This is a genomic window from Exiguobacterium sp. SRB7LM, from assembly GCF_015712685.1.
Lineage (GTDB): Bacteria > Bacillota > Bacilli > Exiguobacteriales > Exiguobacteriaceae > Exiguobacterium > Exiguobacterium profundum.
The window spans coordinates 1,610,523-1,629,802 of sequence record NZ_VWVR01000006.1 but is presented as its reverse complement, the minus strand read 5'-3'; the positions used below and the strand labels follow the sequence as shown (position 1 = coordinate 1,629,802).

Annotated in this window: 24 protein-coding genes; 14 read left to right on the top strand and 10 right to left on the bottom strand. The window is 49.7% G+C overall.

Annotated features, from left to right (window positions below; translation table 11 throughout):
- Positions 1 to 71 precede the first annotated feature (71 nt).
- A complete protein-coding gene (locus F3H97_RS09105; protein ID WP_196431159.1) occupies positions 72 to 821 on the top strand; it encodes an SDR family NAD(P)-dependent oxidoreductase in 750 nt (249 codons plus the stop codon).
- A gap of 34 nt (positions 822 to 855) precedes the next feature.
- On the opposite strand, the gene F3H97_RS09100 is transcribed toward F3H97_RS09105, so the two are convergent.
- Positions 856 to 1,731: a tetratricopeptide repeat protein gene (locus tag F3H97_RS09100; protein WP_196431158.1), complete on the bottom strand. Its 876-nt coding sequence runs from the start codon at positions 1,729 to 1,731 to the stop codon at positions 856 to 858.
- Positions 1,732 to 1,850: 119 nt separating this feature from the next.
- Here F3H97_RS09100 and F3H97_RS09095 point away from each other — a divergent pair, with 119 nt between their 5' ends.
- Positions 1,851 to 2,075, top strand: coding sequence for a hypothetical protein (locus F3H97_RS09095; protein WP_196431157.1), 225 nt, complete (start codon positions 1,851 to 1,853; stop codon positions 2,073 to 2,075).
- Between the two features lie 19 nt (positions 2,076 to 2,094).
- A complete protein-coding gene (locus tag F3H97_RS09090) occupies positions 2,095 to 2,259 on the top strand; it encodes a hypothetical protein (RefSeq protein WP_012727200.1) in 165 nt (54 codons plus the stop codon).
- Positions 2,260 to 2,270: 11 nt separating this feature from the next.
- On the opposite strand, the gene F3H97_RS09085 is transcribed toward F3H97_RS09090, so the two are convergent.
- Positions 2,271 to 3,428, bottom strand: coding sequence for a S1 family serine peptidase (locus F3H97_RS09085; protein WP_196431156.1), 1,158 nt, complete (start codon positions 3,426 to 3,428; stop codon positions 2,271 to 2,273).
- Positions 3,429 to 3,599: 171 nt separating this feature from the next.
- Between F3H97_RS09085 and F3H97_RS09080 the strand changes: the two genes are divergently transcribed.
- Genes F3H97_RS09080 through F3H97_RS09060 form a run of 5 tightly spaced genes read left to right on the top strand, consistent with a single transcriptional unit; the run spans position 3,600 to position 8,686 of the window.
- Positions 3,600 to 4,727 carry an AI-2E family transporter gene (locus F3H97_RS09080; protein ID WP_196431155.1) on the top strand — a complete coding sequence of 376 codons (1,128 nt, stop codon included), beginning with the start codon at positions 3,600 to 3,602 and terminating at the stop codon, positions 4,725 to 4,727.
- Position 4,728: 1 nt separating this feature from the next.
- Complete coding sequence (locus F3H97_RS09075) at positions 4,729 to 5,847, top strand: M20/M25/M40 family metallo-hydrolase (protein ID WP_196431154.1); 1,119 nt, start codon at positions 4,729 to 4,731, stop codon at positions 5,845 to 5,847.
- 15 nt (positions 5,848 to 5,862) lie between these two features.
- Positions 5,863 to 6,702, top strand: coding sequence for a YitT family protein (locus F3H97_RS09070; RefSeq protein WP_159562862.1), 840 nt, complete (start codon positions 5,863 to 5,865; stop codon positions 6,700 to 6,702).
- Positions 6,703 to 6,724: 22 nt separating this feature from the next.
- Positions 6,725 to 7,894, top strand: coding sequence for a hypothetical protein (locus tag F3H97_RS09065; RefSeq protein WP_196431153.1), 1,170 nt, complete (start codon positions 6,725 to 6,727; stop codon positions 7,892 to 7,894).
- A gap of 12 nt (positions 7,895 to 7,906) precedes the next feature.
- The gene (locus F3H97_RS09060) at positions 7,907 to 8,686 is read left to right on the top strand and encodes a VLRF1 family aeRF1-type release factor (protein WP_196431152.1); all 780 of its coding nucleotides are present in this window, start codon (positions 7,907 to 7,909) and stop codon (positions 8,684 to 8,686) included.
- 31 nt (positions 8,687 to 8,717) lie between these two features.
- Here F3H97_RS09060 and F3H97_RS09055 read toward each other — a convergent pair whose 3' ends face one another.
- The gene (locus F3H97_RS09055; protein WP_159562859.1) at positions 8,718 to 9,629 is read right to left on the bottom strand and encodes a cation diffusion facilitator family transporter; all 912 of its coding nucleotides are present in this window, start codon (positions 9,627 to 9,629) and stop codon (positions 8,718 to 8,720) included.
- Positions 9,630 to 9,817: 188 nt separating this feature from the next.
- Here F3H97_RS09055 and F3H97_RS09050 point away from each other — a divergent pair, with 188 nt between their 5' ends.
- Positions 9,818 to 10,378: an AAA family ATPase gene (locus tag F3H97_RS09050; RefSeq protein WP_031422484.1), complete on the top strand. Its 561-nt coding sequence runs from the start codon at positions 9,818 to 9,820 to the stop codon at positions 10,376 to 10,378.
- 35 nt (positions 10,379 to 10,413) lie between these two features.
- On the opposite strand, the gene F3H97_RS09045 is transcribed toward F3H97_RS09050, so the two are convergent.
- From F3H97_RS09045 to F3H97_RS09025, 5 genes are read right to left on the bottom strand one after another with little or no spacing between them, the layout of a single operon-like run.
- On the bottom strand, positions 10,414 to 11,109 hold the full coding sequence (locus F3H97_RS09045; RefSeq protein WP_196431151.1) for a carbohydrate deacetylase: 696 nt from the start codon (positions 11,107 to 11,109) through the stop codon (positions 10,414 to 10,416).
- Positions 11,102 to 11,395: a PTS sugar transporter subunit IIB gene (locus F3H97_RS09040; protein WP_012727190.1), complete on the bottom strand. Its 294-nt coding sequence runs from the start codon at positions 11,393 to 11,395 to the stop codon at positions 11,102 to 11,104. The genes F3H97_RS09045 and F3H97_RS09040 overlap by 8 nt, the downstream gene beginning before the upstream one ends.
- The gene (locus F3H97_RS09035) at positions 11,392 to 11,724 is read right to left on the bottom strand and encodes a PTS sugar transporter subunit IIA (protein WP_084156011.1); all 333 of its coding nucleotides are present in this window, start codon (positions 11,722 to 11,724) and stop codon (positions 11,392 to 11,394) included. The genes F3H97_RS09040 and F3H97_RS09035 overlap by 4 nt, the downstream gene beginning before the upstream one ends.
- Positions 11,721 to 13,040, bottom strand: a complete 1,320-nt coding sequence (locus F3H97_RS09030) for a PTS sugar transporter subunit IIC (RefSeq protein ID WP_196431150.1) — start codon at positions 13,038 to 13,040, stop codon at positions 11,721 to 11,723. The genes F3H97_RS09035 and F3H97_RS09030 overlap by 4 nt, the downstream gene beginning before the upstream one ends.
- Positions 13,037 to 14,356, bottom strand: coding sequence for a 6-phospho-beta-glucosidase (locus F3H97_RS09025; protein ID WP_159562858.1), 1,320 nt, complete (start codon positions 14,354 to 14,356; stop codon positions 13,037 to 13,039). Before F3H97_RS09025 ends, F3H97_RS09030 begins: the two co-directional genes overlap by 4 nt.
- 173 nt (positions 14,357 to 14,529) lie before the next feature.
- Here F3H97_RS09025 and F3H97_RS09020 point away from each other — a divergent pair, with 173 nt between their 5' ends.
- The 5 genes from F3H97_RS09020 to F3H97_RS09000 all read left to right on the top strand — a co-directional run bounded on the left by F3H97_RS09020 (position 14,530) and on the right by F3H97_RS09000 (position 18,070).
- Positions 14,530 to 15,246, top strand: coding sequence for a GntR family transcriptional regulator (locus tag F3H97_RS09020; protein WP_012727186.1), 717 nt, complete (start codon positions 14,530 to 14,532; stop codon positions 15,244 to 15,246).
- Between the two features lie 389 nt (positions 15,247 to 15,635).
- Positions 15,636 to 16,040, top strand: coding sequence for a hypothetical protein (locus F3H97_RS09015; protein ID WP_196431149.1), 405 nt, complete (start codon positions 15,636 to 15,638; stop codon positions 16,038 to 16,040).
- A 32-nt stretch (positions 16,041 to 16,072) separates the two neighbouring features.
- Positions 16,073 to 16,483 carry a hypothetical protein gene (locus F3H97_RS09010; RefSeq protein ID WP_012727184.1) on the top strand — a complete coding sequence of 137 codons (411 nt, stop codon included), beginning with the start codon at positions 16,073 to 16,075 and terminating at the stop codon, positions 16,481 to 16,483.
- A 124-nt stretch (positions 16,484 to 16,607) separates the two neighbouring features.
- On the top strand, positions 16,608 to 17,309 hold the full coding sequence (locus F3H97_RS09005; protein ID WP_196431148.1) for an ABC transporter ATP-binding protein: 702 nt from the start codon (positions 16,608 to 16,610) through the stop codon (positions 17,307 to 17,309).
- On the top strand, positions 17,309 to 18,070 hold the full coding sequence (locus F3H97_RS09000; RefSeq protein ID WP_078147521.1) for an ABC transporter permease: 762 nt from the start codon (positions 17,309 to 17,311) through the stop codon (positions 18,068 to 18,070). The genes F3H97_RS09005 and F3H97_RS09000 overlap by 1 nt, the downstream gene beginning before the upstream one ends.
- 73 nt (positions 18,071 to 18,143) lie before the next feature.
- Here F3H97_RS09000 and F3H97_RS08995 read toward each other — a convergent pair whose 3' ends face one another.
- Complete coding sequence (locus tag F3H97_RS08995) at positions 18,144 to 18,599, bottom strand: hypothetical protein (protein ID WP_196431147.1); 456 nt, start codon at positions 18,597 to 18,599, stop codon at positions 18,144 to 18,146.
- A 106-nt stretch (positions 18,600 to 18,705) separates the two neighbouring features.
- Positions 18,706 to 19,170 carry a hypothetical protein gene (locus tag F3H97_RS08990; RefSeq protein ID WP_196431146.1) on the bottom strand — a complete coding sequence of 155 codons (465 nt, stop codon included), beginning with the start codon at positions 19,168 to 19,170 and terminating at the stop codon, positions 18,706 to 18,708.
- Between the last annotated feature and the right edge of the window lie 110 nt (positions 19,171 to 19,280).

Sequence of the window (19,280 nt, the reverse complement as noted above, 5' to 3'; positions counted from 1 at the left end):
CATCGGAACGATTCGCGATGAAGAAAGTGGGGAATGAACAACAAGGTAAATGAAAAAAAGGAGTGGATTATATGAAGTATACGGTCATTACAGGAGCCAGTTCAGGTATAGGGTATGAGACAGCGAAACTTTTAGCTGAAAAAGGAAAGTCGCTCGTGCTCGTCGCAAGACGAAAAGAAGAGTTGGAGTCGTTACGCGATGAAATCAAATCGATCTCGTCGGACAGTGACGTCATCATCAAATCGACCGACCTATCATATAGCGAGAACGTGTACGGATTATATGAATCGCTTGCGGACCTCGACATCGAGACGTGGATCAACAATGCAGGATTCGGGGATGCAGATCTCATCAAGGACGTCGACCTTGGTAAAATCGAGAACATGATTCGTTTGAATATCGAGGCACTCACCGTCTTATCGAGTCTATACGTTCGGGATTATCATGACGTCGAAGGGGCACAACTGTTGAACGTGTCGTCTGTCGGGGGATATCGAATCGTCCCGAACTCGGTCACATATTGTGCGACGAAGTTCTTCGTCAGTGCGTATACGGAAGGACTCGCACAAGAGTTGAAGCAGAGTGGTGCCAAACTTCGGGCGAAAGTACTCGCACCGGCCGCGACGGAGACGAGCTTCGCTGACCGGGCTCGCGATACGGAAGGATTCGACTACAGTGAGAACGTCGCGAAGTATCATACGGCGCGTGAGATGGCAGAGTTCCTATGGGAGTTACTTGAAGGCGACGAAGTCGTCGGGATTGTCGATCCGGAGGACTACTCGTTCAGCCTGCGCGGACCGATTAAACCGTATGCCGGATAAACAAAAACATCACGCCATGTTGGCGTGATGTTTTTTAGGATGTCGGTACAGAGTAGCCACCCGTGAAGCGGTGTGTCAGGCGACGTGTCAAGTAACGCAACCGAAGGCGCCATACATACAACTGTGACGTGTTCGGAAGAATGACGTTGTCGACGTATTCCGCGAACATGTGGCGGAACATTCGCTCTTCGCTGCGGTCATAGGTCGCACTCCACATCCCGTGATTCTCGACTTCAAGGAGCATCCAAATCATCTCGTCGGTAAGCGGGTCATCGTCCTTCAACTCGGCCGTCAGTGCAGCGAAACGATGGCTACACATAGACGCGTATAAGGAGTGGGCATGTGGGTCATGCGGGTTTAATGTTAAGTAACCGCTCGCCGTCTTCATCAGTTCATCGACCATATCGAGCGGAATGTCGTCATACACTTGGAAAAATTCGAGCAACATCGGGACAGTGTCCGGACCAAATCCGGCAAGTCGGACATAGTTCATGATATGAAGACCGGCCTCGCCATGGAACTTGCGGTCGAAGTAGTGGACGGCAAGGGCGCGATGCATGATTGGGACATCCGGGTAGCGTTCGACGCCACGGAGAAAGTGTTGTTCCGCCTCGAACGTGAATCCGGTGTCTTCACTGACAAATCCTTTTAACATATGAAGAATGTAGTGATCGCCGAGCGCGCTCGCTTTCTCGAGCCACGGTTTGGCCGAATCGGTGTCACCTTCTCGAATATATGGATAAGCACGCATCGCCGGGAAGAATGGGTCGTCCGGGAACGCGGTCTCGCCCCGTGTCGCCATGTCATTGATGGCTTCAGCGTTATAAGCTTCCGTTAATTCTGCGAGGAGCATCATCTCAAGGAACGTGCGCTGGAACTCTGGGGTGTGTAAATCGATCGTTTGTGTCATAGGGTGTCCTCCTCACAAGTACTAGTGTCGCTCTATTATACTTGTTCTTGTCACAGTCGAGTAGCATCTTTTGCAAAAACGGGAAATGGACAGTAAGGACTGGAAAGGAGGGGAACGGCATGGCGACGTTCACTGGATATGTCGCAGAGGTGATGGATGAGAAAATCCGCGTCACGCCGACGCGGGAGGCAGAACCGTTTGACGGCATCGTGTTTCATGTAGCGAGACCTCTTTTGGATGAGACACCGCTTCTCATCGGACAACAGGTTCGAGTCGAGCATGATGAACGGTTGACGCGCTCCTTGCCACCGCAAGCGACGGCACGTCGGGTCGATGTGTTATGATGAGGACGAGGTGAATGACATGGGACAACGGAACTTTCTATGGCTTGGAGCCGTCGTCGGCTTCAGTGCCCTCGTCGTCTGGTTATTGCAAGACGCGCTCCCGTTCTGGGCGCTGTCGATTCTACTACTCGGACTAGGAGCGGTGCTCGGCAATCTCCAACGACGTTTCACACGTGACGAATAACAAGCACTCCATCATTCGGATGGGGTGCTTGTGTCGTTTTCTTCTTCATTTATGTTTTCTTCAGTGTCCGGATCGTCTTCGACGATGGAGTCCTCATCCCCGTCTGGTTCGAGTGTCGTCGGTTCTTCTGGCTCCGCTGGCTCTTCCGGTTCGCTCGGTTCCTCCGGCTCAGTCACTGGAGGATCGTCTTCAATCGGCTCTTCCGTTTCCGGTGGATCCGTCGGTTCCTCCGGTTCACTCGGCGGTTCCGCAGGTTCTTCTGGCGTCACTTCAGGTGTCGTCGGTTCGGGCTCTTCCACAACCTCCTCTTCGACTTCTTCCTCGACCGGTGCCTCCGGTTCAGTGACAGGTGGGATTTCAGGTTGTGCCTCAGGAATAGAAGGCGTTTCCGGAACGACGACCGGTTCTTCTGTCAAATCCGGTTTGATCGGCTCGACCGGTGCGAGTTCGATGGGTGGCGGTGCCGGTGCATCTTTTGCGATGAACGTACGGATGTCTTGTTCAAATAGTGCGGTCGGCAAGGCGATTCCACGCAAATGGATGGCGACGACTCGCCCGGATGCTGAAAGGAGTGGACTGCCATACGCATGACGTGGCAATTCAAAGTTTCGGCTATAGCCGTTCTCGGCGAATGTGACCGTACCGTTGATGCGTTCTTGCATCGTCAATGTGGTCAACGTCTCGTCCTCTGCGGCGATCGCTTGCGTGAGTGTGTATGGTGTGTTCTCCGTCTCTTCGATTCGAATGACAGCAATGAGTTTCGTCCGACCGACGACGGTGCCGGAGACGGCCTCACCGTCATGGTACATGATGATATTCGTCAACCCGGCCACATTCGAGGCGGCGGTGACGACATCGCGTGAGCTCACCAAAAATCCCGTTCCGTAACTGACGGTGAAGAGGCTGTCCTGTAAGGCGGCGAAGTCGACCGGTGTCGCTTCGTCAGCGGAGACCGTATCTTCCCCAATCGGCAAGTTGACCTGATCGGCGAGCGAGTCGGTCGAACGTAGCATGTCCTTGAAATAGGCGTTTCCAATGAAGGTGACAAAGGCAATGAGTGCGATAGCGAATGGAGTGGCAAATAACCAAATCGTGCGACGTGAGCGGCGGCCACACGTCGGACAGACCGTTTTCGATCGTGTCTTCTTTCCGCAGTGGGGACAAGTCACGGGGGCACCTTCTTTCCATAAAGTTCGATGCTATGCTTATTCCTTCATTTGGAAAGAGGTAAACAAATATTTTGGAGGGTGTTCGGATGAATTGTGTTGTTTTCCCTGTGAAAGAATGATTTTTAGGAATCGGGGAAAAAGTAGGTATGATTCCATGAAAGGAGACATGCCATGCAACCCTTCTGGCTCACCCCGGCCTTTCGTAACGGGATTTGGGTGCTGCTCATCTTAACGATTCTTTTTATGTTGAAGCAAGTCGAATTTATCTTTTACCCACTCGGAATCTTTTTTGCCACGGTCCTCACGCCATTTCTAATCGCAGGAGTCTTATTCTATCTCACTGTCGGATTCGTCGATTGGCTCGAAAGTAGGTTAAAGCGACGATCGTTTGCGATTCTCATCATTCTAATGATATTACTCCTCCTCACTGTGTTGTTTGTGATTACCCTCGGTCCGATTTTGACTCGCCAACTCTTCGCTCTCCTCGATGCCTTTCCTCGAGTGGCGGAAGCGAGTTACCGGCAACTTGTCAACTTGTATCGAGCCTTGGAAGAATATACGTGGTTCCAGAACTATATCAATCAAAATGAGACCTCCATTGATACGTGGATTCGTCAATTGACGGATACGGTCGGTGCAGTGATTGGAAGTGTAGCCGGGTCACTCGGTCGTGTCCTCGCGTTTATCATCTCGGGATTATTCACCCTATTTATTGCCTTGTTCTTGTATGTGTTTATGCTGATTGATGGAGGAAAACTGGCGAGTGCGATTGTGCGCTGGGTCCCAGGAACTTATGAACAAGATGCTCGTCAAATCCTTCATGACATGCATGAGACAATCAAACGATACGTTCGAGCCCAGTTGATCGTCTGTACGTTCGTCGGCTTCTTCGCGACGATTGCGCTCTGGTTACTCGATGTCCCGTTCTTCTTGCCGCTCGGAATCTTTATCTTTGCTACGAACATCATTCCTTATTTCGGTCCTTTTCTCGGGGCCGCTCCAGCTGTCTTGATCGCGTTCATTGATGAACCGGTCAAAGCGATTTATGTCATTGTCGCGATTACCATCATTCAACAATTAGATGCCAATGTCATCTCTCCTCTTGTACAAGGAAAGTCGCTACGGGTCCACCCCATCACGATTACCTTGGTCTTACTCGTCGCAGGTCGATTAGCCGGTATTGTCGGTATGTTGCTTGCTGTTCCTTTCTACGCCGTGTTAAAAGTCACATTCCTTAACCTTCAAAAATTGTATCAATTGCGTAAATCGTCGAAACAACCTATCGAAAGGAATGATTGAGATGTCATCCCGATTGACGGAAACGTTTATGGAACTTGTGCGAATCGATTCGGAATCCTATGCAGAAGGTCCGTTTTTAGATGAATTAAAAGAACGATGTGCCCGCATGGGTCTCGAAATCGATGAAGATGATTCGAAAGATCGGACCAATCTTGGATCGAACAATCTGATTGCTCGTCTGAAAGGAGATTCTTCAATCGAACCGTTATTTTTATCGGCTCATATCGATACGGTGTCTCCGGGGAAAGGAATCGTTCCAATCGTCCGGGATGATATCGTTTTTTCTGAAGGGGAGACGATTTTGGCGGCCGATGATAAAGCGGGAATTGCCATCATGCTCGAAGTCGTGGAGCGTTTGCAGAGTGAAGGCATTCGACACGGACCAATCGAGCTTGTCTTTACCCCTGGCGAGGAAGTTGGATTGCTTGGTGCTAAAGCGCTTGATATGTCGACGATTCAAGCAACACATGGGCTGATTCTTGACAATGGTGGGTCGGTCGGCGGTATCATCTTAAGTTCCCCAAGCATGTTTAGTCTTCAAGTCGACATTCACGGACGAGCTGCCCATGCGGGACTTGAGCCGGAAAAAGGAATCTCTGCACTCCTCATTGCTTCGGACGCCATTCAAAACATGAAACTCGGCAGGATATCGGAAAAGACGACAGCAAACATTGGCAAAATATCCGGAGGAACGGGGAGTAATGTCGTCATGGAGCAGGTGACGTTAGTCGGGGAGGCGAGATCACTTGATCATGAAGCGTGTGTGGACCAGGTGAAGCACATGATTCTTGCATTTGAACAGGCAGCTTCAAATCATGGAGGGACAGTCGACATCAAAACAGAACAGATGATTCGGAGCTATCGGTTTTCAGAAGATGAACCGTTCGTTCAACACGTGGCGGAAGCATTGACGGATCAATCTTTTTCAGTCCGCTACGAGCATAGTGGCGGAGGAAGTGATGCGAACGTGTTCAACGAGTCCGGGAAAGTGGCGTTGAATGTTTCGATTGGATATGAAGCCATTCATACCGTCGACGAATCGATTCCAATCAAAGAATTAGAAGATAGTGTCTCTTTTGTCTTACGGGTCATTGAGACGATGCAGACGTTCCGCTCGTGAGAGGAAGGGATTGTGATGCGTAAAAGAATAAGTGATGTCGCGGTAATTCTCGCTGCCATCATCGTCATCGGGTTAGCCATCAATCTATTTTTAGGTCCTCACGACATCGCCGCAGGCGGTGTGACCGGGATTGGGATTCTATTAGAGGAAGTCCTTGATATCGATCGTTCGATTGTCGTCTCGGTTCTAAACGGACTCTTGCTCATCCTGACATTCGTCTTTCTTGGGAAGAAAGTGTTTTATAACACTTTACTCGGTAGTCTGTTTTTACCGATTGCGCTCGCGGTCATTCCGAAGTATATGGTCACGTCAGATCGGTTCTTCTCGGTCGTCTTCGGTAGCATCTTGTTCGCCGTTGCCGTCGCGATGCTCTATCGAATCGGGGCTTCGAGTGGGGGGACCACAATTCCGCCGTTGATATTGCACAAATATACGGGATTGAATACGGCGATCGGATTCTTTTTGACGGACGCCCTTATCGTCGTATCGAGTGTGTTCGTATTTGGAGTCGAGTCGTTCCTATTCGCCATCTCCTCCATTATTTTGACATCGGCCGTCATGGCGTATATCGAACTCGGGCTCGATCGGAAGAAAGCGATCTTTATTATGAGTGAGTCTCATCTCGATGAAATCAAACAAGCGCTCTATCGAGAAGTCGACCGAGGCATTACCGTGTTTGATGTCAGAGGAGGATTTCAAGGGGAAGATCGAGAGATGTTGATGATCGTGTTGACGCGGAGCGAGTACCAGACAGCACTCAAAGCCGTCAATGCGATCGACAAACAGTCGTTCATGATTGTCTACAATGTCGCAGACGTACACGGTTTAGGATTTAGTTATCAACCACGTGTTTGAACCCAGAAAGGGGATTTCGCGCATGAACTCCTTACTCGCCTTTACGATTGTCATGTTGATATGGACGGTGAGCGATTATGTCGCCAAAAAAACGAAAGCTCTATTATCTTCATTATTTGTGGCGTCCATCATTTTTCTCGTCGGGTTTAAATCCGGGTTGTTCCCGGAAGACTTGTTGCCGTCGTCTTCATTGTTAGCGCTCGGTCAGACAGTCGTCGGACTCGTCATCGTCCATCTCGGAACGCTCATCAGCCTAGATGAATTTAAACGTCAATGGAAAACGTTCGTGATCGGGGTGTCTGCTGTCGTAGGTATTGCCGTCTTCATGTACGCGTTTGGACAGATTTTTCTCGATACGAACTATATCTTGAGTGGCATTGCAGCCATCAGCGGCGGAACCATCTCGATCATTCTCGTTCAAGACGCCGCAATCAACGCGGGGCTTGTGTCGGTCGCCGTGTTTCCGGTACTGATTGCAGCGACTCAAGGTTTGATCGGCTTTCCGCTCACGTCCATCATTTTGAGAAAAGAAGCGCGTCGGATTCAGACCGCCTATCGGGATGGGACGCTCGCCACACCGAAAGAGCACGCAGTCGTCCATGATGAGACAGATGATTCGATCTTGCCAGCACCTTTCCATACGACGGCAGGAACTTTGTTCGTCATGGGAGGCGTCGTGTTGATTGCCACCGTCATCAGCGGTTGGACGAACGGCTACTTGAACACGTTCGTGATCGCCTTGATTCTCGGAATCATCTTACGTCGCTTCAAAGTGCTGAAAGCGAACGCCTTGAACGGGATCGATGCATATGGGTTGATCATGATTGCAATTTTGCTCATCATCTTCGGACCGCTCGCCACGTTGTCTCCGAGCGACCTGTTCGACTTGATCGTCCCAATTACCATCGCATTTGCATTCGGGGTGACCGGGCTTCTCTTATTCGCCTTCCTCGCCGGGCGGTTCCTCGGCTATTCAAAAGAGATGTCGATGGCAATCGGATTGACGGCGTTATATGGTTTCCCAGGGACGCTGATCTTAAGTGAGGAGGCGGCGAAAAATATCGGTGAGACGGAAGAGGAGGTGCATATTATTGAAGATGAGATTTTACCGAAAATGATTGTTGCTGGATTCTCGACGGTCACCATCACATCTGTCTTTATCACGGGGATACTCGCTGCGTTTATCTATTAAGGAGGAGTTATGATGGCATTATCAACTGAACTTGGAAAGATCAAGAAACTTCATAATGCAGAGGCAGGGGTGCTCAGTCTTTACTTGAGCACCAAGCCAAGTGAGCGGGATAAATGGGAGATTCATTTGAAGAATGAGTTGCGCCGGCTCGAACAAGAAGTCGAAGCGAGCGGGGATGAGACATTGGTGAAGGCGTTCAAAGGAGTGAGGGAACGGACCGAACAAGAGATTAAAAGCAATGAACATAAACTGTTGCGAAGCATCGTCTTATTCGCAGAAGGGAAAGATGGATTGTTCGAACTTCATTTCCTTCAACTCGATGTCGACAATGAGTTTCACTATGAAAAAGAACCGGTCCTCAATCAAATTGAAAAATTAGATGCCGAGTTCCCGAATACCGGCATCTTGCTTCCGCAGATGGATGCGATCACCGTTTATGATACGAGACTCGGTGAGGTCGAAGACGTCACGGTCTATGAACTCGATTTGAATTCGGATGAGTGGCGCAGGTATCAGGGACGTGGTTCGAGACAACATGCTGCTTCAAGTAGTCAAGTCGATCAATTCGACAGTCGGAAAGAAAAACAAATCCAGCGATTCTATCGTGAAATCGCTGGAGAGATTCGGTCTCTGCGGAAGAAACATCATTGGAACGAGATCGTCATCATCGGGCAAGAGCGGAGCGCAAGCCTTTTAAAAGAGGAGCTCAACATCGAGGTGGAGCGAGTGGTGCATCGGAATCTCGGAAATGCAGAGGAAGAAGAAGTGCTGCGTCGGGCGTTTGAAGGATGAGGAACAGGCGGGTGACAGTTGTCATCCGTCTTTATTCTGCCCATCGGTTGTCATGTGTGAACGAAATCGTCAACCATTTCTCATAAGGTAAGAAAGCCAAAGCGTCCTCCATCTTTTGACGAATCATGTCCTGATCGGCAATCTTGTCGTATCGATAAGTGGTCGGGACGACGAGATCAATCTCGATAAACAATAGATTCCCAGACTTTGTCGTTCGGACGTATGTCTTGATGACGTCGTATTGATGGGCGACTTGTAGGATGGTCAACGTGATTTGTTTACTATAAGGAGTCTCCGTATTCATTCCAATCAACTCTTTGATGGCTGTCCACATCTCAACAAGTGGTGTTTTGACTAGCCACATCGTGATGAGAAGTAACATGACCGGATCCACATAGGGGGAGATGGCTTCGAAGGACAACCAGACGAGCACTTGGGCGATCAAGTAACCGACGAGCGCCCCACCCGTCAAGACGAAGCTGAGCCGCCATTGGACAATCTCGGCACTTACGAGGCCAGAACTTGCCTTTAGCTGAAACGTTCGTAAATAACGAAAGATTCCATAGGTCAACGCGGCACTGATGGCCAAATAGACGAGTGCCCCTCCAAGGACGAGTTCGTTCCCTCCACCTCGAATGTCCTCGATTGCCCCGAGGAAGGCGGTGACGATGACATAGAGGAGTACCCCATATTGAAACAGAATGATGAACGGTTCGATTGTACTTTTACCGAACGGGAATCGTTTATCTGCCGTCAGCATGAACACCCCGGCTCGCAGAGAGATCCAACTCATGATGACGCTCAAAAACGAGTAGATTCCGTCGAATAAGATAAAGGCAGAGGAGAGATAGTAACCGACAATGATTCCAGAAATGGCAAAGAATAAAGAAGCAAAAACCGAGACACGTAATACAAAACGTTCGAGCTGAGGATCTTTCGGCATAAGAGTGCCCCCTTTGAACAAGACGGACCATCGATGGTCTGTATTTTCCCGTTCACTTAAAATCTAATACATCCATAAAAAGGGAAGTTTATCACATGATGAATTGGGAAAATTGGTCAATCGCATGAAAATCGGCGCCGGCTTTAGTATGATAAATGAAATGAACAGACACAAAAGGGGCTCATCCAATGAAATTCATCATCTTATTTGGTCCACAAGCCGTCGGCAAGATGACGGTCGGACAGGCGCTCGCCGATAAAACCGGACTGAAATTATTCCACAACCATATGACGATCGACCTCGTTGGACCGTTCTTCAATTACGGGACGCCGGAAGGGAAGCGACTCGTCCAACACTTTCGTCAAGAACTGTTCGAGGCGGTCGCCAAGAGTGATTTACCCGGCATGATTTTCACGTTCGTCTGGGCGTTTGACATGCAGGAGGACTGGGATTACGTGAAGAAGGTGACGGGCTTGTTCGAGTCACACGGGGCGGACATCTACTATGTCGAGCTCGAGGCCGAGATAGAGGAGCGCCTTGCGCGCAACACGACGGAGAACCGCCTCACCCATAAACCGTCGAAGCGCGACATCGCCTGGTCCGAGGCGGAACTGAAGCAGACGGCGACGATGTATCGATTGAACTCACGTCCGGGGGAATTAGACGTCGAGCATTATCTTCGGATCGATAACACGAACTTAAGTCCGGAAGAGACAGCGGCACAGATTCAACAAGCGTTCGACCTATGAAAAAGCGGGTCCCCGTGAAAGGGAACCCGCTTTTGTCATGCCCACCATTCGGGGCGTTCATAGTCGACCAACACCTGTTTTTCGAGGAGGCGTGGTACAAGGTATGAGGTGACGTTCGGAAGACGATCATCGAGGTCGGCCGGATGGACCATCACTTCGATGGATCGTCCTGGTTCGATGGCATCGAGCGTCGCATGGGAGACGCCATCCGCGTAGAACTGATCACTGAACCGTTCGGTCACCCACAAGTCTCGGCGTGACCCGAGCGTTGTTAAGGCCCGAAACGTCGTGTCGTATTCTTCAGCGAGCCGAATGATGACGTCGTGCAGGACCGGCCAACCGTGAATGTGATGGTGGCTGTCGAGATGGTCGAGTGGAAGTCCTGTCGCAAGGAACGCCTCGATTTGGGCTTTCCACTCCAGATAGACGAGTTCCGGGTCAGGCGAGTCTTCAGTCATGAAGCGGCTCGTGTAGCGGAACGTGCCATCTTCTTTCGTGAGGGGAGCACTCGTGTCGGCGAGCGGTTTGCCCCAAGACAAGACGAGATGGACCCCGACACGGAGCGACGGATGTTGTTTCGCGAGTCGGACCGCTTCCTCGACGGCATACCCGTTCATGATCATCGTCGCCGAATTGACGATTCCATTCACGTGACTGTCGAGTGTGCCGGCGTTCACACCCGTCGTCATGCCGAAGTCATCGGCGTTGACGAGGACGAACGTTTTAAGCATTGACGAGACCGAGTGCCTGGTCGAGGACCAGGTCGCCTTTCATCATCCCATACGCCATGTTATCGATGACCGCGACTGGGACGTCGACGGACGACTTGATTTTGCCTTCGAGGTAGCGGACTTGTGGTCCGATCAAGATGACGTCGACGTTCGACTGTTCTTTCAAGCGCGACTCCGGAATCGCGTCAATGGATGCGTCGAGTCCGCGTGCGGCAGCTTCCTTCCGCATTTTTTCCACTAAGATTGATGTCGACATTCCTGCCGAGCAGACGAGTAAGATGTTCATGTCGTTTCCTCCAATCGATTCAAACGGGTGATCATGTCAATCATTTCGACGGCGAGCTCTTTCACGGTCATCGCCGTCATAAGATGGTCTTGTGCGTGGACGAGGAGGACGCTCATGTCGCTCGTCGTCCCCCGTGCCTCTTCTTGTAACAGCTCCGTTTGTAGCTTGTGTGCGTCCAAGAAGGCCGCGTCGGCTTCTTTCAACTTTGCCGCCGCTTCGTCCGCTTCACCGCGTTTCGCAGCAGCGATAGCCTCGAATGCAGATGAGCGTGCATTTCCGGCATGTAAGATAATCATAAACGAGAGTTCTTGGATGGTTTCGGTTTTCACGAAATCTTTTCTCCTTCCTCAGTAGCAGCTTTGTTTTTATTGATTTCGACTGTCATCGCCTTCGCTCCTGCCATGACGAATGGAATATACATCGCTGTCGCAATCGACAAGTTGACGATTTGGAGCAAGACGCCGCGAACGCTACCGCCCGTGACCAAATAGCCACTGATGATTGGTGGCGTTGTCCAAGGGACGATGGCGACTGTCTTCGGAACCATGCCTGTCGAGAGCGCGACATAAGAGACGATGGTGAGCGTGACCGGCACTAAGATGAACGGTACGAGCATGATCGGGTTCAATACGATTGGAAGACCGAAGATGACCGGTTCGTTGATGTTAAAGAGACTGGCTGGTGTCGACAGTTTTGCAACTTGGTGATACGGGTGATTCCGTTGTTTGCGGACTACGATGAAAATCGCGAGTAAGAGCGCGAACGTCGTACCCGATCCACCCATGAAGACGAACGCATCCAAGAACGGTTTTGTGACCGTGTATGGTACATCAAACGCTGACGTTCCAGCTTGGAAGGCAGCCAAGTTTTGCTCGATGAGCGGGAGGTAGACCGGTTCGATGACCGAGCCGATGATGTTCGTCCCGTGAAGCCCGAAGAACCAAAGGATGTGGTTCAAGAAGGCGATGAGCAAGGCAGCCGGGAGTGAGTCGCCGAATCCTTGGAGCGGTTGTTGGATCGCTTTAAAGATGACTTCAAATACACTGAGTTCGACGACGAGCGTCATGAAGAGCTGGAATCCTGCGACGACCGTCAAGATGATCATCGATGGGATGAGCGCTTGGAATGAACGAGTGACCCCACCTGGTACACCTTCTGGCATCTTGATCGTCAGTTTCGTATTGATGAGGTAGCGGAACATTTCTGTAACGACAATCGATACGATGATGGCGACGAAGAGACCTTGTGCGCCGAGCCATGCGAAGTTGAGACCCCAGTCAGCAGTGACCGGTACGAGCATGATATACGAGGCGAGCGACAAGATCCCCGCCGCGAGCCCGTCAATCCCGTATGAACGGGCCAAGTTATACCCGATGGAGAAGGCGATCAGGAGCCCGAGTATCGCGAAGGACGCGTTCCAAATGCTACCGCCAAGCCCTTGCCAATTACCTTCGCCGAACATACTGTTCATCGATCCGACGAAGTCGAGTGAGAGACCACCGATGTTGATGGCTGGGAAGTTGTTGATGAGGACCGCGAGCGACCCGACGATGATGAGTGGCATGACGGAAACGAATCCGTCACGGATGGCGACTAAGTGCCTTTGGGACCCGATGCGTCCCGCGATTTCAATAAACTTGTTCATGAGTAAACCTCCTTCTTGAATTGGGGTAGGTACGCCTCGTGCGCTGTGAACAGCTCTTTAAGAAGCGGGTCGATCCGTTTCTCGTCTTGAATGAGCGGGTTCATGAGGCAGGCAAGGTAGGCGTCCTCGTACGTGCCAGATACAGCCGCTTGGATGGCGAGCTGTTCAAACGTTTTTAAATTCGTGATAAGCCCACGAATCGGTAGCGGTAACGCGCCGATGGAGATTGGGCGAGGCCCCGACTTCGTGATGACGGCGTTCACTTCGATGACCGCGTCGTCTGGTAAATCTCGAATCGTGCCGTTATTGAGCGTGTTGACCGTCTGGATGTCACCGCGGTCGTTGTGAATCGAGTCCATCAAGTTGCAGGCGGCGTCTGAATAGTAGGCGCCTCCACGTTTTTCAAGCTCTTCCGGTTTGACGGCGAGATCGACGTCTTTGTATTTCTCGAACAACTGTGCCTCGACTTGTTGCACGACTTCGGCACGGGTGCCATTTTGTGCGTACGCCTCGAGATCTTTCTTCAACACATCTTTCGTCTGGAAGTAATACTGGTGATACGGGTTCGGTAACATGCCGAGTGACGATAGGAACGATTCGCTCCAACCGAGACCGACGATGTTCGCCGGCGAGTAGTCGTTGCCTGAGTTGAGTGAGGCGAGGACGTCACTCGTCCGGTCTACGCCATCGACCCATACGTGACGACCGAAGACGAAGTGGTTCAATCCGATAAATTCAATCGCGACTCGTTCGACAGGCGTCTCGAGGATCTCAGCGACCGAGTTTCGCATGTTGAACGGGATGTTGCATACACCGATGACCTTCTTATGAGATGAGTGCTTGAGTACGGCCTCGGTGACGATGCCCGCCGGATTGGTGAAGTTGACGAGCCAGGCATCCGGACAAATCTCGGCGACTTCATTTGCCAAGTCGATCAAGACCGGGATGGTACGGAACGCTTTGAATAATCCGCCTGCGCCGTTCGTCTCTTGCCCGATGAAGCCGTGCTTGAGCGGGATGCGTTCATCGAGCGCGCGTGCCTTGAGTCCACCGACCCGAATCTGTGTGGATACAAAATCTGCGCCGACGAGTGCGGCTCTTCGATCGAGCGTCCAACTGAGTGTGATCTCGGCGTTTGCCTTTTCAATCATCCGCTGAGCGAGACGACCGACGATCTCTAGTTTCTCCCTCCCTTCTTCGATATCGACGAGCACAATCTCCCGAACGGGGAACGTTGCCTGTCGATCAATCAATCCTTCGATGATTTCCGGGGTGTAACTGGACCCACCGCCGATGATGACGACCTTGACTGCCATGGTGCCAACTCCTCCTTTGAAAGCGATTTCTTTTTGTCGTAACAAATATAACAAATGATACAACTTTCAGCAATATAAAAAATACAAATAATACAAATAAGTTTTTGTATTTGCATTTGTATGCTTGCTGTATCACAATAAAGGAACCAACCCAACGTAAAGGAGATGGAGACATGTCGCAATCGACGCTCCAAACCGCAATCAAGGATGAACTGCTGTCCCGCATCAAGAGTGGGCACTATAAAGAAGGGGAAAAATTTCCGACCGAATACGCGCTTTGCGAGGAGTTCGATGTGAGCCGGACGACGGTGCGTGGCGCCCTCAACCAGTTGACGACGGAAGGCTATCTGGTCCGTCAACAAGGTCGCGGGACGTTCGTCGCCGGGAAGAAAGTACAACAGACGTTGTCGTACACGCCGAACAACTATGCGGCCCAGCTCGCCGTCCAAGGGAAACGTGGGCAAGTCGCCTTGATTGACATCTCGGTCATCTCGGCCTCCGGTCAAATCGCATCGGTGTTTGAAGCGGAAGACAACGCCCCGATTCAAAAGATTGAGCGAATCCGTCATGCGGACGGGGAACCGACACAGTATGAGGTCTCGTTCATCCCGTGGCAGATTGCACCGGGGATCACGAAAGAACAGGCGGAACATTCGCTCTTCCGGACACTAGCGGAGGTCCACGACGTTCATGTCGCGAAGACGACGGAGGCATTGGAGATTGCCTTGGCTGATGAGAAGGTGAGTGCGCTCCTTGATTGTCCACTCGGGTCGCCGTGCTTCCATATCGAGACGGTGACAGAGGATGAGTCGGGACGGGCGATTGAATACTCACGCTCCTACTTCCGCGGGGACAAGACGAGCTTCGTCATTGAACGGGATTATAACTAATAAAAGCGCCCGACTGTTTCGTATGGAAACGGTCGGGCGCTTTGTTTGTTTAACCTGTAACAAAAAGAAACATGGTCATTTTGAGTGGAAATGACTATGTTTAAGCATAAATGAACATGTTTAAACACGATAAACATGTTCATTTTGTTCTGAGATGACTATGTTTATCAAGGAAATGAGTATGAAATGAACGCATTAGACGGACAAGGGATTTCAAAATATAACTCGAATGTTGTAACAGATGACATGATTCGAAAGGTAACAAAATATGACCGTAACTACATTTGTAGGTTTCCTGATTTTTGGTCTCTTACTTTTAGGGTTGGGAATTCGCTCAAAAGATTGAAGAGAATAAATTCAAGTAATGAATGACGAGTGGGGGAAGCTAGATGAATGAATGGGAAAAATGGATTCCGGTAGAGTCTATTCCAGAACGTCTGCATAAAGAGTCCTTAATAGATGATGGTGATTCTTTGCGAATAATAGTAAGTGACGCAACAGAGGGACAGAAATATTCATTTCTGTTTGATGGTCTTTTGCTTTCTTATCGAAACTCGGATGAAGGTTCACGATTGAGGATGTTAGAGCATTTAGATAGGTATTATGCACATCTTGAGTACGGGAATTGGACATTATTCAAAATGAAAAATTCTAGTTATCTGGAATGGTTTGCCCAAGAGTCTCTTGAACGATATGTGGGCATGGGTGAAGTGGAGCACTATGTCTTTCTTACATCAAATGATGTGATTGAAGTGCTATCCGCTGATCCTCCGACTGTAACAAAGATGGTTTAACGTAGATTTTATTTGCAAAGAAGGTGTAAGGAATGGCGATTGTAGAGCGTGCTGGATTGTTTTTTGAACTCTTTCCTCGAAAATATGAAGAAAAGGAAGACGATCCATTTATTTTTTCAACGCTAGCGTTATCGGTCGAATCGAGAGGGAGTTTTCATTTTTATGGTGCTTTACTCATGAAATCGGAGTATGAATATCTGATTTCACAAATTGCGCTCATGTTAGACGGGGAACTGAACAAATTCATTCTCAATCCTGTTGAACCGATTTTTAGAATGACAATTGAACGTGAAGAGGTAATTCTTTATAGGTTCATGCTCCGTTTCCAGACAGGTAAACCACGTGAATTAATCTTTTATATGAATGATTGTGAAATAAATAGATTCAAAGAGGAATTGAAAGTAGAAATGACTCAAATCCTTCCTCCACCATTTCTGCCTTAGAAATGTACATACCGAAACAGTAAACTGCTAATGATTGATTTTCTTGGACAGCCGATTCCAGACTGCATTCTTGACCACCTCATCCTCTCTTTTTTGTACACTAGAACCAGGAGGCGAGAGAAGCATGTCAATCATTGAATTCAAAGATGTGAGTCATCAAGACATCCTGCAGCATGTGTCCGGGTCGTTCCGGGAAGGACGAATCACGACGTTCGTCGGACCGAGCGGCGCCGGCAAGACGACGTGTCTGAAGCATATCAACGGATTGCTGTCACCAGATACGGGCACGATTCTTTTTAAAGGGGCAGACATCGCGGAGATGGACATCCTCGAACTTCGAAAGAAAATCGGGATGGCGTTCCAAAGCGCGCCGATGATTCAAGGGACCGTATACGACAATTTGAATCTCCCGAAAGCCATCTTCGACGAGACACTTGACCGCGACCGGGCTGCCGAATTGCTCCATCGCGTCGACTTGAGTGAGGCGCTCCTCGATCAACCCGTCAAATCACTGTCGGGTGGGGAACGGAGCCGGGTCGCCATCGCCCGGACGCTCGTCAATAAACCGGACGTGCTCTTGCTCGATGAAATCACGGCGAGCCTCGATTACCGGACGGTGAAAGAGATCGAGCGACTCATTCGAAAACTGCAACAATCGTATGGTGTGACCGTCATTTGGATCACCCATGATCTCGACCAGGCACGGCGGGTGAGTGACGACATGTGGTTCTTGAAGGACGGGGAATTACTTGCATTTGGGGACGCATCGTTCATCGATGAGACAGATAATCCCGTCATCCAACGATTCGTCAGGGGGGAAGATTGATGTCATATATTGAACTCGCGACGGCGCTCATCTTCGTCGTCATCCCGCTTGCCTTGACACTCGTCCTACGACTTGGACTCGAGCGTGATATTATCATTGCGACCGTCCGCTCCATCATTCAACTATTGATCATCGGCTATATCTTGACGTTCGTCTTTGAAAGTGACAGTCCGATTTTCATGCTGTTGATGATTTTACTCATGATTGTCGCGGCGACACAAAATATCCGACGGAAAGGGGACGGGATTCCGGGCATCATGTGGATTATCGTCTTGACGCTCGTGACGATCGAAGCGCTGACGATGGGACTCATGCTCGGGCTCGGTATCATCCCGTTTGAGCCGGAAAAGGTCATTCCGATCAGTGGGATGGTCATCGGGAACAGCATGGTGTTGTCGCTCCTGTTCTTGAACAAGTTCAAAGACGAGGTCGAGCGGAGTGATGACGTCATCGAACTCATTCTTTCACTCGGCGGTACACCGAAAGTGGCCATCGACCGCAGCTTGAAGAATGCGATTCGCACGAGTATGATTCCGACTGTCGAGGCGCAAAAGACGATGGGACTCGTCCAACTACCGGGGATGATGAGCGGTCTCATCATCGGAGGAGCTGACCCGATGGAAGCGGTCCTGTATCAACTCTTGATCCTGTTCTTGATTTTGACGACCGCCTCAATCTCGGCGACGCTCGTCGGCTATCTGGCGTACCCACGTCTGTTCAATGAGAAGATGCAGTATATCGGACTGACCTATCGGAAATAGAAATACGAGAGATATAGAAATGGCTGGATGAAGGTTTATTTTCTTCATCCAGCCATTTTTTATGTATTAAAAGTTAGTAAGACAAGTGAGAACCGAATAAGACTTTCGGCAAAACAAAATATCTTGTTTGAGGAGATAAGTGGATTACATCTTGATAAGTGCCACTAGAATCTTTCCAAGATACTTGAACGACATATTCATCCTGTTTATCAGAAAATGTTTTGGTTGTAGACAGATACTCAATTTCTTGGTTCTTCGTTACGGTTTCATTGACATCTAAATCGTGAATGAGTTTACCATTTTTACTCAAAGCAATCGTTTGGACCTCAACTCGGTGGTCCTGTTCAGAATAGATTCTTCCGCTCCAATACCCTTTTGGAGAAGTCACTTCACTATTGAAGTCCGCTTCCCATTTGCCATCCGTTGATTGTCCGAACCATTTTGGGGGCTGATTGATTGAATATGTTATCCAAAGTACAAGAAAAGCGAAGGAGACAGTAATGTATATGACTTTTTTGTTTTTCCACATGACCTTATCCTCAATTCTTTTTTTAATACATTGTATATGAATCATTTGGAAAATGATTGCAATATACAAGATATGATCAAAATGGTCTAATACTTTTTGAATCTTATTAATCAATACCGAACAGGCGAGTCACTTGCTCCCATTCGGACGGGTAGGCGTTGTTGCCATGATGCTCGTGAATGAGTGTCCCGTTCGTGTATACGCTGAGGCTCCACTGTGTGCCATCTAGTGTACGTACCCCTTCCAGTTCTTCGAAAACGGTTGGCCACCAATTCGTGCCAAGCAGATGAAACGCCACACGCATCTGTTTGGCTTCCTCCCCTTCGTAGTATTCGAATTCAAAGGGCTTGGTGATCGATCGGTCGGACCGCTCGATGTGACGAAGGACGGTGCCCCTCTCAAAACAGGTGATCGTACTCACATCATACGTGCCGAATCCACCGACGCGGAAGATGACCTCGACCATCGATTCCTGAGGACGACCGATCGCCTGAAGGACGCGCTTTTGGAGTGGGTGTTCGACGAAAGAAGGAGGGATATGATAAAGGGCGCGAAACGTTTTGTCTTTCATGAAACTTCAACCTTTCTCGGGCATAAGATGCCCCGAGTATAGCGGAATCTTCCGGACGAGGGAGACAAAATAAAGTGCAAGGTACGAAAAAAGCACCTCTTGAAGAGATG

Coding starts and splice junctions, on each gene's coding strand:
- F3H97_RS09105 (WP_196431159.1), top strand. CDS start 72: ATGAAGTATACGGTCATTACAGGAGCCAGTTCAGGTATAGGGTATGAG.
- F3H97_RS09100 (WP_196431158.1), bottom strand. CDS start 1,731: ATGACACAAACGATCGATTTACACACCCCAGAGTTCCAGCGCACGTTC.
- F3H97_RS09095 (WP_196431157.1), top strand. CDS start 1,851: ATGGCGACGTTCACTGGATATGTCGCAGAGGTGATGGATGAGAAAATC.
- F3H97_RS09090 (WP_012727200.1), top strand. CDS start 2,095: ATGGGACAACGGAACTTTCTATGGCTTGGAGCCGTCGTCGGCTTCAGT.
- F3H97_RS09080 (WP_196431155.1), top strand. CDS start 3,600: ATGCAACCCTTCTGGCTCACCCCGGCCTTTCGTAACGGGATTTGGGTG.
- F3H97_RS09075 (WP_196431154.1), top strand. CDS start 4,729: ATGTCATCCCGATTGACGGAAACGTTTATGGAACTTGTGCGAATCGAT.
- F3H97_RS09070 (WP_159562862.1), top strand. CDS start 5,863: ATGCGTAAAAGAATAAGTGATGTCGCGGTAATTCTCGCTGCCATCATC.
- F3H97_RS09065 (WP_196431153.1), top strand. CDS start 6,725: ATGAACTCCTTACTCGCCTTTACGATTGTCATGTTGATATGGACGGTG.
- F3H97_RS09060 (WP_196431152.1), top strand. CDS start 7,907: ATGGCATTATCAACTGAACTTGGAAAGATCAAGAAACTTCATAATGCA.
- F3H97_RS09055 (WP_159562859.1), bottom strand. CDS start 9,629: ATGCCGAAAGATCCTCAGCTCGAACGTTTTGTATTACGTGTCTCGGTT.
- F3H97_RS09050 (WP_031422484.1), top strand. CDS start 9,818: ATGAAATTCATCATCTTATTTGGTCCACAAGCCGTCGGCAAGATGACG.
- F3H97_RS09045 (WP_196431151.1), bottom strand. CDS start 11,109: ATGCTTAAAACGTTCGTCCTCGTCAACGCCGATGACTTCGGCATGACG.
- F3H97_RS09040 (WP_012727190.1), bottom strand. CDS start 11,395: ATGAACATCTTACTCGTCTGCTCGGCAGGAATGTCGACATCAATCTTA.
- F3H97_RS09030 (WP_196431150.1), bottom strand. CDS start 13,040: ATGAACAAGTTTATTGAAATCGCGGGACGCATCGGGTCCCAAAGGCAC.
- F3H97_RS09025 (WP_159562858.1), bottom strand. CDS start 14,356: ATGGCAGTCAAGGTCGTCATCATCGGCGGTGGGTCCAGTTACACCCCG.
- F3H97_RS09020 (WP_012727186.1), top strand. CDS start 14,530: ATGTCGCAATCGACGCTCCAAACCGCAATCAAGGATGAACTGCTGTCC.
- F3H97_RS09015 (WP_196431149.1), top strand. CDS start 15,636: ATGAATGAATGGGAAAAATGGATTCCGGTAGAGTCTATTCCAGAACGT.
- F3H97_RS09010 (WP_012727184.1), top strand. CDS start 16,073: ATGGCGATTGTAGAGCGTGCTGGATTGTTTTTTGAACTCTTTCCTCGA.
- F3H97_RS09005 (WP_196431148.1), top strand. CDS start 16,608: ATGTCAATCATTGAATTCAAAGATGTGAGTCATCAAGACATCCTGCAG.
- F3H97_RS09000 (WP_078147521.1), top strand. CDS start 17,309: ATGTCATATATTGAACTCGCGACGGCGCTCATCTTCGTCGTCATCCCG.
- F3H97_RS08995 (WP_196431147.1), bottom strand. CDS start 18,599: ATGTGGAAAAACAAAAAAGTCATATACATTACTGTCTCCTTCGCTTTT.
- F3H97_RS08990 (WP_196431146.1), bottom strand. CDS start 19,170: ATGAAAGACAAAACGTTTCGCGCCCTTTATCATATCCCTCCTTCTTTC.